The following is a 12,274-nucleotide window of genomic DNA, read 5'->3' on the forward strand; positions in this document are numbered from 1 at the left end:
TGTATTTGCGGTGGTCCCGGCCGCTGGTTTCCCGCCGGGGTTTCGTGGCAATGGGGGGGGGCGGGGGGGGGGGGGCGGCGGGCCCCCCCCCCCCGCCACCGTTGTCACTGGTAGACGCGGACGTAGTCGACGTACATCCGGGACGGGAACGGCGTCGTGCCGTCGACCGGTCCGGGGAAGTCACCGCCCACGGCCAGGTTGAGGATGATGTAGAACGGGTGGTCGAAGACCCACGGGCCGCGGGTCGACTCGACGGTGTCCTTGCCGGCGTAGAAGACGGTCTGGCCGTCGACCTTGAAGGTGATGCCGCGGCTGTCCCACTCGGCCGACCACACGTGGTAGTCGTTGGCGAAGTCGACGCCGCCGGGTGCCGGATACTTCAGGCCGTAGCCGCCGCCACCGTTGTACTGCGGGGCGTGCAGGGTCGAGTAGCCCTCCAGGGTGTTGCGGCCGAGCACCTCCATGATGTCGATCTCGCCGTTGTACGGCCACGGCCGGCCGGTGAGGAAGTCGGCGCCCATCATCCAGAACGCCGGCCACAGGCCGTTGCCCTTGGGCACCTTGACCCGGGCCTCGATGCGGCCGTACTGGACGTGGAACTTGTTGCCGGTGTTCATCCGGTGTGAGGTGTACTCTCGCCCGCCGGCGCTCTGCCGCCGGGCCTCCAGCACCAGCGAGCCGGTGCCGTCCATCGAGACGTTGTCGTTGTTGGTGTAGTACTGCAGTTCGTTGTTCTGGCCGGTGCCCGGGTCGATCGTCCACTTCGTCGGGTCGGGCTTGCTGCCCGCCGGGCCGTTGAACTCGTCGCTCCACACCAGACGCGTCGCCGGGAAGACCGGGTCCGGCGGCATCGGCGGCGGGGCGACCGGGTTGCCACCGGTGCCGTACACCCGGAACTCGTAGAGCGAGTAGCCGTACGGGGTGGCCCGGGCGGTGCCGTACATCCGCACGTAGCGGCCGGTGCCGGTGGTGTTGACGGTCTCCTTGAAGCCCCGGCCGCTGGTCGTCGAGTAGATCGTGGTCCAGGTGGTCGCGTTCGGCGAGACCTGGATCTGGTACGACGTCGCGTAGGCCGGGTCCCACTGGAGCACGACCTGGGTGATGGTGGCGGTCGCGCCGAGGTCGACGTAGATCCAGCCGGGGTCGACCCAGCCGGTGGTGGAGCTGGTCGCCCAGCGGGTCGCCGGGTCGTTGTCGAAGGCCCGGGCCGGCACGCACTCGTAGCAGTTGACGTCGCTCTGGTCGGAGGAGGCGACCGCGGGCTTCTGGTACGACAGCAGCCGGCTGCCGCCCGGCGGGGGAGTGGTCGGCGGCGGCGTCGTGGGCGGCGGGGTGGTCGGCAACGGGGTGCCGGTGGTGCCGGTGCGGATCTGGAACTCCCACAGCGAGTAGCCGTACGGGGTGGCCCGGGTGGTGCCGTGCACCCGGACGAACCGCCCCGACCCGGTCACGGTGAGGTTCTGCACGCCGCCGGTGCCGTTCGTCGTGGTGTGGACGGTGGTCCAGCTGTTGCCGTCGGCGGAGGTCTGGATCGTGAAGGCGACGCCGTACGCCGCCTCCCAGTTCAGGGTCACGCCGCAGATCGCCTGGGTGCTGCCGAGGTCGACGCGCAGCCACTGCGGGTCGGTGGCGGCGCTGGACCAGCGGGTGCCGGTGTTGCCGTCGACGGCCGCGCTGGCCGGGTGGGCGCCGGACTCGACCGAGGAGGCGAGTGCCGGCCGGCCCTGGGCGGCGTTGGTGGTGCCGCAGCCGCCGGGTGCGCTGCCGCCGTACACCTGGAACTCGAACAGCGACACGCCCCAGACGGTGGCCCGCCTCGTGGTGTGCAGCCGTACGTAGCGGGCGGTGCCGGCCACGGTCAGGCTCTGGTTGCCGCCGGTGCCGCCGACGGTGGTGTGTGCCGTGGTCCACGAGGAGCCGTCGGTCGACAGTTGGATGGTGAAGTCGCTGGCGTACGCGGTCTCCCAGCGCAGCGCGACCCGGCTGACCGCGACCGGTGAGCCGAGGTCGACGCGTAGCCACTGCGGGTCGGCGGCGGCGCTGGACCAGCGGGTGCCGTTGTCGCCGTCGACGGCGGCGGAGGCCGGGAACGCGATCGACTCGGTCGACGACGCGGTGACCGGCCGGCCCTGCGAGAGCAGGATCTCCGCCGCGCTGGCGGTCACGGTGGTGGCCACGACGTATCCGCCGAGCAGGGCGACGAGGGTGGCGCCCAGGGCGCCGAGGCGTAGCCAGGTGGGGCGGGCGGGCCATCGGCCGGTCGGGGGCGGGGTGGGACGCATGGCAGCTCCTCTTCGACAGGGCGTGGTGTGTCGACCCGGTTACCAACCGATGACGACCGCATGAGAGAGCGCTCTCTTAATCGGACACTCTGAACCGTGTTTCGAGGTATGTCAATGCCTAGTCAACGCTCGGGGAGCGCTCCCCGGCAAGATCAACTATGCTGACGGCCGGTTCCCGGCGCCGGGCGGGGTGGTTTCAGGAGCCGTCGGGCAGCGCGGCCGCGTCGCGGGTGGCGTACGGGGAACGGTCGGCCGCCACCAGCAGCACCCCGATCGTCAGCCCGGTAGCCGACCCGACGGCCGCGTACAGCGAGTCGGTGTCGGCCGAGTTGACCGGGACACTGCCGGCGAGCGCGGTCAGCAGGGTCGCGATCGGCGTACCGAACATCAGCAGGAACAGCCAGAACATCGTCAGCACCGGATAGCCGATGGCCAGGAGGGCGATCGTCGCGCCCTGCGCGTCCCACGCGGGCCGGCCGGCGGGCCAGCGCGCGGACAGCAGCGAGAGCCCGGCCAGCAGCACCACCCCGAGCAGCAGCGACGGACCCAGCCGCTCGTACGGCTCGACCAGCCGGATCCAGGCCGCGCCGGCCGCGCCGAGCGCCAGCACGGCCCCGGCCGGCACCAGCCGGCGGAGCAGGTGGTTCGGGGCGGCCCGGTCGGCCGCCACGGTGCCGCCACCGGCCGGTGCCGCCAGGACACCGGCGGCGAGCGCCGAACCGACCGTCAGCACGAGCAGTGTCCCGCTGACCGTGAGCGCGGCCGGCGTGAGCGCCGGCTCGGTGTCGGTCGGGGATTCGATGAGCGCCGCCAGCGGCGTCAGGGCCACGCCGACCGCGGCGGCGACGACCAGCGCCCGGCGGTCGGGACGGCGGGACCGTCGCCCGGTCGCCGCGACCGTGCCCACGGCCAGGCAACCGAGCACCGCCAGCGCGGTGGCCGCCGGCCAGCCGGCCAGGTCGGACCGGTCCAGCGCCACGTCGGCGCCGATCCAGAGTAGGCCGGCGGTGACACCGGTCCGGGTGGCCCGCCGATCCCCGCGAGCGGCCAGGACCAGCCCGAGCACGACCGCGACGATGGCCATGAAGCGCAGGTCGCGCACCCAGTAGGTGTTGTTCTCCGCGTACGCGTCCGGGCCGCTCGGCTCGGTGAGCGGCTGCAACACCGCCAGCCCGACCGCCCAGCCGACCGCCGCCGCGGCGGCGGCCACGATGCCGGCCAGCGACACGGCGCCCGCCGGTGACACGGTGCCGGACCGGCGTGGAGTCTCGGTCGGGGGCGGGGGGTCGGACCCGCGTCGCCATCCTGCGCGCACGCGTGGACCGTACCGCACCGGGGTCGGTTCCGGGGCGCCCCCCGGCCCGGTCGTTTCGTGTCTCACGCGACACGCCGCGCCTAGATGTTGGGTGTGACTTTTGTAGGTCCCCTATATATGGTGTCCCCCGTAGCTGGTTCGGCCGCCCGTCCGGGGCGGTCGAGGCAAGAGGGAACCCGGTGCGAATCCGGGACTGCCCCGCAGCGGTGAGTGGGAACGACAGCCGTCAGAAGCACTGGGCGCCACCCGGCCACGAGCCGGGCCGCCTGGGAAGCGACGGCCGGTAGGCGAACGCGGAGACTCCGCGCCGGCCCACGAGTCCGAAGACCTGCCAGCACACCGCGCACGCCCGTGCGCGGTGGTCCGAGGCCGCGCGGGACGGCCGACGCCATCGTGATCCTCGCCGGCCCGGCGGGGCCGTCGGTGTCGTCCGCGCGCCGCCACCGGACCCCTGGACCGAAGTCGCGAGGAGAGTGTTGTGACGGTCACCGAGGTCGCCCCGGCACCGGCGGACGCCGGAGCGCCCGCTGCCAGGCGGACCCAGATGCAGGTTCGCAAACGTAACGGCTCGACCGAGCCGGTCGACGTCAACAAGATCGTCCGGGCCGTCGACCGGTGGGCCGACGACCTCGCCGACGTCGACCCGCTGCGGGTCGCGACCAGGACGATCAGCGGCCTGTACGACGGCGCCACCACCGCCGAACTCGACCGGCTGTCGATCCAGATCGCCGCCGAGATGATCGGCGAGGGACCGCAGTACTCGCGTCTCGCCGCCCGGCTGCTCGGCGCCTACATCGACAAGGAGGTACGCGGGCAGGGCATCGCCTCGTTCAGCCAGGCGATCCGACTCGGCCACGCCGAGGGGCTGATCGGCGACGAGACCGCCGAGTTCGTCCGGATCAACGCCCGCAAGCTCGACGACGCCATCGACCTCGACGGGCACCTGCGGTTCGAGTACTTCGGACTGCGTACCGTCTACGACCGCTACCTGCTGCGGCACCCGACCAGCCGGCTGGTCGTGGAGACCCCGCAGTACTGGCTGCTGCGGGTCGCCTGCGGACTGTCCACCAACCCGGCCGAGGCGATCGCCTTCTACCGGCTGATGTCGTCGCTGGCCTACCTGCCCAGCTCGCCGACGCTGTTCAACTCCGGCACCCGGCACACCCAGATGTCGTCGTGCTATCTCGTCGACTCGCCGCGCGACGAACTCGGCTCCATCTACGAGCGCTACGCCCAGGTCGCGCACCTGTCGAAGTTCGCCGGCGGGATCGGCATCTCGTGGTCCCGGGTCCGCTCGCGGGGAGCGCTGATCCGGGGCACCAACGGCAAGTCCAACGGCATCGTCCCGTTCCTGCGTACCCTGGACGCCTCGGTCGCCGCGGTCAACCAGGGCGGCCGGCGCAAGGGCGCCGCCTGCGTCTACCTCGAACCGTGGCACCCCGACATCGAGGAGTTCCTCGAGCTGCGCGACAACACCGGTGAGGACGCCCGCCGTACCCACAACCTGAACCTCGCCAACTGGATCCCCGACGAGTTCATGCGCCGGGTCGAGGCCGACGGCGTCTGGTCGCTCTTCGACCCCGACGAGGTACCGGAACTGCCCGACCTGTGGGGCGAGGAGTTCGACGCCGCCTACCGCGCCGCCGAGGCCGACGGCCGTTACGTGCGCCAGGTCAAGGCCCGCGACCTGTACGGCCGGATGATGCGCACCCTCGCCCAGACCGGCAACGGCTGGATGACCTTCAAGGACGCCGCCAACCGGCTGTGCAACCAGACCGCCGAACCCGGCAACGTGGTGCACCTGTCCAACCTGTGCACCGAGATCATCGAGGTCTCCAGCGACACCGAGACCGCCGTGTGCAACCTCGGCTCGGTCAACCTGGCCGCCCACGTCGCCGGCGACGACATCGACTGGCCGAAGCTGCGCGCCACCGTACGCACCGCGGTCACCTTCCTCGACCGGGTCATCGACATCAACTACTACCCGAGCCCGGAGGCGGCGGCGAGCAACCCCCGCTGGCGCCCGGTCGGCCTCGGCGTCATGGGCCTGCAGGACGTCTTCTTCGCACTCCGGCTGCCGTTCGACGCGCCCGCCGCCCGGGAACTGTCCACCCGGATCGCCGAGGAGATCTACCTGACCGCCCTGGAGACCTCCGCCGACCTCGCCGAGCGCGCCGGCCCGCACCCGGCGTACGGCCAGACCCGTGCCGCCCGCGGCGACCTCCAGCCCGACCTGTGGGGGGTCACCCCGACCCAGACCGACCGCTGGGCCGCGCTGCGCGAGCGCGTCTCCCGCTCCGGCCTGCGCAACTCGCTGCTCGTCGCGATCGCCCCGACGGCCACCATCGCCTCGATCGCCGGCTGCTACGAGTGCGTCGAGCCGCAGGTCTCCAACCTGTTCAAGCGCGAGACGCTGTCCGGCGAGTTCCTTCAGATCAACAACGCGCTCGTCGGTGAGCTGAAGGCCCGGGGGCTGTGGACCGAGCCGGTCCGGGCCGCGATCCGCCGCGCCGAGGGCTCCGTGCAGGGCATCGCCGAACTGCCCGGGGACGTCCGCGAACTCTTCCGCACCGCCTGGGAGTTGCCGCAGCGGGCGCTGATCGACCTCGCCGCCGAGCGGTCGCCGTACATCGACCAGAGTCAGTCGCTGAACCTGTTCATGAGCGCACCCAGCATCGGCAAGCTCAGCTCGATGTACCTCTACGCCTGGAAGTCCGGGCTGAAGACGACGTACTACCTGCGGTCGCGACCGGCGACCCGGATCCAGCAGGCGACCGTCGCGGTCACCCGCCCGGACGCCGCCACCCCGGCGCCGGCCGTGATCGTGCCGCCCGTCGACGAGGCGCTCGCCTGCTCCCTGGAGAACCCCGAGTCCTGCGAGGCCTGCCAGTGACCACCGAACCCCGTACCCCGATGCTGCTCGACCCGGGCATGGACCTGACCCTGCGACCGATGCGCTACCCGCACTTCTTCGACCGGTACCGCGACGCGATCAAGAACACCTGGACGGTCGAGGAGGTCGACCTGCACTCCGACCTCGCCGACCTGGCCAAGCTGTCGCCGGCCGAACGGCACCTGGTGAGCCGGCTCGTCGCGTTCTTCGCCACCGGCGACACGATCGTCGCCAACAACCTGGTGATCAACCTCTACCAGCACGTCAACTCCCCGGAGGGCCGGCTCTACCTGTCCCGGCAGCTCTTCGAGGAGGCGGTGCACGTCCAGTTCTACCTGAACCTGCTCGACACGTACGTGCCCGACGACGAGGAGCGGTTCGCCGCGTTCGCCGCCATCGAGAACATCCCGTCGATCCGGCGCAAGGCCGAGTTCTGCTTCCGCTGGATCGACTCGATCTTCGAGCTGCGTGAGCTGCGGACCCGGGAGGACCGGCGGGCGTTCCTGCTCAACCTGATCTGCTTCGCCGCCTGCATCGAGGGCCTGTTCTTCTACGGCGCCTTCGCGTACGTCTACTTCCTGCGCTCGCGCGGCCTGCTCAACGGCCTGGCCTCGGGCACCAACTGGGTGTTCCGCGACGAGTCGATGCACATGGCGTTCGCGTTCGACGTGGTCGAGACCGTACGCCGCGAGGAACCCGACCTGTTCGACGACGATCTCGCCGAACAGGTCCGGCAGATGCTCGCCGAGGCGGTCGAGTGCGAGGTGCAGTTCGCCGAGGATCTGCTCGACGGCGGGGTGTCCGGGCTGTCGCTGCCGGACATGCGCGAGTATCTCCAGCACGTCGCCGACCGGCGGCTGGCCCAACTCGACATCGCCCCGCTCTACGGCTCGTCGAACCCGTTCGCGTTCATGGAGTTGCAGGACGTGCAGGAGCTGTCGAACTTCTTCGAGCGGCGGGTGTCGGCGTATCAGGTCGGGGTGACCGGCGCCGTCACCTTCGACGACGACTTCTAGCCCGCCGTCGCCGGTCGCGCCCCCGGGTGCGGCCGGCGACGGCTAGCCGGAGGCGCGCAGGTGGCGGCCGTCGCGGCGGCGCTCCTGGACCAGGGTGACGAGGTCTTCCCGGGCCCGGGCGACCCGCGACCGGATCGTCCCGACCGGGCAGCCGCAGACCTCGGCCGCCTCGGCGTAGCTCAGCCCGGCGACCTGGGTGGCGACGAACGCCTCGCGCCGGTCGGCGGGCAGCGCGTCGAGCAGGTCACGCAGCACGATCTCGTCCTCGAACCGGTGCGGGGCGCCGCGGGCCAGGGTCGCCTCGGCGGCGTGCTCCCAGTTTTCCAGGGCGGCGACGCGTGGCCGTACGGTGACCGCCCGGACGTGGTCGACGGCGACCCGGCGGGCGATCGACAGCAGCCAGGTCTTCGCCGACGACCGGCCGGCGAATCGGGGCAGCGACCTCATGGCCCGCAGATAGGTCTCCTGCGCCAGGTCCTCGGCCTCGGAGGCGTCGGTGAGGTGGCCCAGGAAACGGATCACCTGTTGCTGGGTGGCCTGGATGAACGACGACGCGGCGGCCCGGTCACCGCGGCCGGCGGCCAGCGCCCATCGGGTGATCTCGTCGTCGCTGTCCGGCGTCTGCATGGGGAAAGGCTAGCCCCCTGATCCGCGCTCCGGACAGGTGTACCCCGGATGGAACTGGCGTGCGGTGCCGTCCGACTATGGGGTGATGGGGTGCGATGAGTGTCGCGAGGCGCTGTCAGCCGGCCTGGATGGCGAGGACGGTCCGGTCGAGCGGGGGGCAGCTGACGCACATTTGGACATTTGTCCGCAATGTCGGGAATGGTACGACAATGCGGCATTGGTGACACGGTTGACCCGTACCAGCACGGTGCCGGTCACGTTCCAGGTCGACGACGCGGTGCTGGCCGCCCTGCCGGCGCGCCGTACGGCGCGGGCCGCCCTCGGACACCTGCTGGCCCGGGCGGGCCGGCCGGCGGCGGTGCCGCTGCGGGTCGTGCTCGGCGTGCTCGGGCTGGCCCAGTTCCTGCTCGGGGCCGCCCAGATCGGCGGGCTCACCGCGACCGGCCACCTGCACGGCGTGACCGGCGTCGACGGGGCCAACCACCTGTGGCACGAGTCGGCGGCCTGGAACGTCGCCCTGGGCGCCGGGTTCGCGTGGATCGCCCTGCGCCGGGTGCGGCCCACCGGCATCCTGCCCACCCTGACCGCGTTCGTGGTCGTGCTGACCCTGCTGACCACCGACGACCTGATCGGTGGCCGGGTCGAGTTCACCCGGGTGCTCAGCCACAGCCTGATCGTGCTCGGCTTCCTCGTCGTGCTGGCCCTGTCGAGGGTGCTGCCGGACCCGGGCGCGCCACCGGTGCGCCGCCCCGACCGCGGCCGCTGGCGGGCGACCTTCGACGAGGTCGCCGAGCCGGCCGAACCGGCACCCGGCCTGCGGATCGTACGTTCGGTCTCGTCCGCCCAGGTCACCGCCGACACCCGCCGCGCCGCCTGACCGGACGCCCGCCACCCAAGGCGACGGGTATGCGACCTGTCGCACGAGCATGATCGGTTCTGTTGCTCCACAAAGGTCGAACGTGCGGTAATCGGGACGTCCAGAACATGAGGAGTCCTTGGGTGTCGGGTACGGAACCGGGAAACATCGCGCGTCCGCTGCCCGCGTTCTTCACCGCGTGGCGGGACGGCTGGGGACCGCAGGCGGCCGCGTGGGTGCCGGTCGACTTCCTCAACCAGGCGTCCTCGTTGCCCGCGACGATCGCGGCCGGTTGGTTGTTCAACCCGGGGACGGTCGAGTACCGCAGCGGGATCTTCCTGGCCGACCGCTTCGACGCCACGACGGTCGACAGTTGGTTCGAGCGGTACCCACAGGAGCCCGGTCGGATCGAAGCGGTCGTCAACCAGTGGGCGTTGGATGACATGTTCGCCAACTGCGACCTGACACCGTACGAGGATGCGCTGCCGACCCTCGCCCGGGACATCGCGGCCTGCTGGCGGGCGGTCCTGGCCCAGCGCTACCCCGGCCGTGCGATCCAGGTCGAGATCGCGGACGGCCCGGCCGTCACCTTCTGGACGGTGGCACCGCAGGCCTGACGGTCGTACGTCAGGCCGGGCGGTCGGGGTCGCGCCCGGACCGGCGGGCCAGTTCGGCCAGCATCCGGTTGTAGGCGGCGTGCGCGTCGTCGACCCCTTCGGCCTCGGCCCGGTCGGCGGCCCGGTCGACGCGGCGCTGTTCCCGTTCGTCGGCGCGGATCCACTGTCGCAGCAGGGCCAGGATGACCAGTAGCGCCGGCACCTCGCCGAACGACCACGCGATGCCGCCGGCGGTGTGCTGGTCGTCGAGCGGTGACGGCCCCCACGGCCGGGGCAGTGCGGTGAACCACTCCGGGGCCAGCAGCGTGGTCGACTGCATGATCGCGACGCCGAGGAAGGCGTGCAGCACCATGCTGATCAGCACCAGCAGCATCCGCAGGGGAGGGGTCGGGCGGGGCCGGGGAGTGGGGTCGACGCCGATCGCGATCCAGAAGAAGAGATAGCCGGCCGCGAGGAAGTGCCCGACCATGAACAGGTGCATGGCGTGCGAGCGCAGCGCCAGCTCGAACAGGCCGGTGAAGTACATGACGTACATGCTGAAGACGTAGATCGGCAGGGCGACCAGCGGATGTGACACGGTCACCGCCCACCGGGAGTGCATCACCGACACCAGCCACTCGCGGGGGCCGGGCCACGCCGGGTCGGCCGACGGGGGCAGGGCCCGCAGCGCGAGGGTGACCGGGCCGGCCAGCACCAGCAGGATCGGGGCGACCATGGTCAGCAGCAGGTGCTGGGTCATGTGCATGGAGAACAGCACCGGGGCGTAGCGGGCGAGCCCGCTGGAGGTGGCCGCGACGATCACCGCGCAGCCGGCGAGGAACGCGGCGGTGCGGGCCGCCGGCCAGGCGTCGCCGCGGCGGTGCAGCCGCCACACCCCGGCGACGTAGAGGCCGGCGGCGGCAGCGGCGAAGGTGATGAAGAGCGGGTCGGGCAGCCACTGGCCGACCAGCCGGCCGGCGGTCATCTCGGGCGGCATCGGGAAGCCGAGCAGGGCGGTGGCGAGGTCCTCCTCCGGCACGTCGCCGGTCGGGGCGGGGGTGCGGCCGAGCGCGACCGCGGCGCCCATCGCCGCGCCGAAGAGCAGCACCTCGACGAGTGCGACCCGGGCGAAGGTCCGCCGGTCGCCGCGCCGCAGCGCGGGCAGCGCCGCCCGGCGCTGCCACCAGCCGGCGGCGACGAGGCCGAGCAGCAGCAGCGTCTTGATCACGACGATCTGCCCGTACCGGGTGCCGAAGAGGTCGCCGGGTCCGGCGAGACGTACCAGGGTGGAGAGCAGGCCGGACAGTGCGACGGCGGTGACGCACCAGGCGGCCAGCGGCGAGAAGCGGCGTACGGCGACCGGCAGGTCCGCCGACCGGGACCGGCCGGACAGGGCGAGGGCGAGCAGCCCGCCGGCCCACAGGGTGACCGGCACCACGTGCAGCAGCAGTGCGGAGACCGCGAGCTGGTGGTCGCTGGCCGCGGCCGCGTGCCCGGTGAAGACCGGTGGCACCACGGCGAGTACGGCGACGGCCAGCGCGACGGCGGCGCCGGCCGGTCGCAGGCTGGTCCGGCCGAGCACGAAGACGGTGCCGGCCAGCGCGGCCGAGACGGCGAGCGCCTTGCCGAGGTCGACCGAGGTGGCGAAGTTGAACAGCGAGGTCGTCGACACCGCCCGGGACACGGGCTGCCCGAGCAGGTCGGACAGGGTGAAGCAGAGGCCGGCGACCGTGCACAGGCACCACGCCAGCGCGGTCCAGCCGGCCAGCCGCAGCCGCCGGTAGCCGATCGCGGACAGTCCGCCGTCGGAGCGGGGGGACAGCACGACGGCGGCGAGCAGCAGGCCGATCGTGGCGACGGCGGAGACCTGTGTGCCGAGTCGGGCGACCGGCAGCCCCCAGGCGGTCAGCGGGCCGGGGTACGGCAGCCCGGGCAGTGCCTCGTCGACGACCGCACCGCCGTACCGCAGCAGGATCAGCAGCGCGGCCAGGGCCGCCGCCCCGCCGGCCAGCACGGTCGGCCAGCGCCGCCCGCCGGCCGGTGGCGCGACCACCTCCGGTCGGGGCGGGGCGAGCTCGGTGGTCACGGACGGGCCCGCCGCGCCCGCCAGACGCCCACCGCCACCACGGTGACGACGAGGGCCAGCCCGGCGCCGGCCAGCGCGAGGAGGGTGCCGGAACCGCCGCCGCCGTCGTCGACGACCGACGCCGCGTCGACCGGGGCGTCCGTCGCCGGCGCCGAGACGGCGTCGGTCGCGTCGGCGGCCGGTTCCGGGCCGGCGACGGTGAACGGGTACGACCCCTGCACGGGATGCCCGTCGAGCGAGACGACCCGGTACGCGACCGTGTACGCGCCGCCGGCCAGCGGCGCGGCGAACGTGACCGCGCCTCGGTTGCCGGTGATCTCCGGCTGGCCGTCGGACACGGTCATACCGGCGGCGTCGGTCACCACGATCGCGGTGTACCGCGGGTTGAGCGGCTCGACGAACTCCAGCACGACCTGTTCCGGCGAGGTGTCGAGCGTGCTCTGCGGCGCCGGCTCGGCCGTCGTGAGCTCGTTGTGCGCCCACGCGGGCGCGGCCGGCAGCGCGGCGGTGGCGATCACGGCCAGGGCGGTCGCGGCCAGCGCGGCGAGGACGCGCGCCAGCACGGTGCGGCGCGGCCCGCGGTACGGGTGGGTGGTCATCGGA

The 12,274-nt window shown here is 72.5% G+C and carries 9 protein-coding genes and 1 riboswitch; of the genes, 4 read left to right on the forward strand and 5 right to left on the reverse strand.

Features of this window, described 5'->3' with window-relative positions; all coding sequences use genetic code 11:
- Positions 1-104: 104 nt before the first annotated feature.
- Positions 105-2,282 (reverse strand): discoidin domain-containing protein, encoded by a 2,178-nt coding sequence (locus tag AB0I42_RS23870; protein WP_357540162.1) that lies wholly within the window; start codon positions 2,280-2,282, stop codon positions 105-107.
- 196 nt (positions 2,283-2,478) lie between these two features.
- Complete coding sequence (locus tag AB0I42_RS23875) at positions 2,479-3,597, reverse strand: hypothetical protein (RefSeq protein WP_357540164.1); 1,119 nt, start codon at positions 3,595-3,597, stop codon at positions 2,479-2,481.
- Between the two features lie 117 nt (positions 3,598-3,714).
- Positions 3,715-3,948, forward strand: a riboswitch (cobalamin riboswitch).
- Positions 3,949-4,075: 127 nt separating this feature from the next.
- On the opposite strand from AB0I42_RS23875, the gene AB0I42_RS23880 reads away from it, so the two are divergent.
- Positions 4,076-6,490 (forward strand): ribonucleoside-diphosphate reductase subunit alpha, encoded by a 2,415-nt coding sequence (locus AB0I42_RS23880; RefSeq protein WP_357540166.1) that lies wholly within the window; start codon positions 4,076-4,078, stop codon positions 6,488-6,490.
- Positions 6,491-6,510: 20 nt separating this feature from the next.
- Complete coding sequence (locus tag AB0I42_RS23885) at positions 6,511-7,506, forward strand: ribonucleotide-diphosphate reductase subunit beta (RefSeq protein ID WP_357540362.1); 996 nt, start codon at positions 6,511-6,513, stop codon at positions 7,504-7,506.
- A 42-nt stretch (positions 7,507-7,548) separates the two neighbouring features.
- On the opposite strand, the gene AB0I42_RS23890 is transcribed toward AB0I42_RS23885, so the two are convergent.
- On the reverse strand, positions 7,549-8,133 hold the full coding sequence (locus tag AB0I42_RS23890) for a sigma-70 family RNA polymerase sigma factor (RefSeq protein WP_357540168.1): 585 nt from the start codon (positions 8,131-8,133) through the stop codon (positions 7,549-7,551).
- Positions 8,134-8,218: 85 nt separating this feature from the next.
- On the opposite strand from AB0I42_RS23890, the gene AB0I42_RS23895 reads away from it, so the two are divergent.
- Together AB0I42_RS23895 and AB0I42_RS23900 are read left to right on the forward strand one after the other, a co-directional pair.
- Entirely contained in the window at positions 8,219-9,010 is a 792-nt protein-coding gene (locus tag AB0I42_RS23895; protein ID WP_357540364.1) for a zf-HC2 domain-containing protein, read from the forward strand.
- 122 nt (positions 9,011-9,132) lie between these two features.
- On the forward strand, positions 9,133-9,606 hold the full coding sequence (locus AB0I42_RS23900) for a hypothetical protein (RefSeq protein WP_357540170.1): 474 nt from the start codon (positions 9,133-9,135) through the stop codon (positions 9,604-9,606).
- A 10-nt stretch (positions 9,607-9,616) separates the two neighbouring features.
- On the opposite strand, the gene AB0I42_RS23905 is transcribed toward AB0I42_RS23900, so the two are convergent.
- Complete coding sequence (locus tag AB0I42_RS23905; protein ID WP_357540366.1) at positions 9,617-11,599, reverse strand: cytochrome c oxidase assembly protein; 1,983 nt, start codon at positions 11,597-11,599, stop codon at positions 9,617-9,619.
- Between the two features lie 68 nt (positions 11,600-11,667).
- Positions 11,668-12,270, reverse strand: coding sequence for a copper resistance CopC family protein (locus AB0I42_RS23910; RefSeq protein WP_357540172.1), 603 nt, complete (start codon positions 12,268-12,270; stop codon positions 11,668-11,670).
- Positions 12,271-12,274 lie beyond the last annotated feature (4 nt).

Source organism: Polymorphospora sp. NPDC050346 (assembly GCF_040655695.1).
GTDB classification, from domain to species: domain Bacteria; phylum Actinomycetota; class Actinomycetes; order Mycobacteriales; family Micromonosporaceae; genus Polymorphospora; species Polymorphospora lycopeni.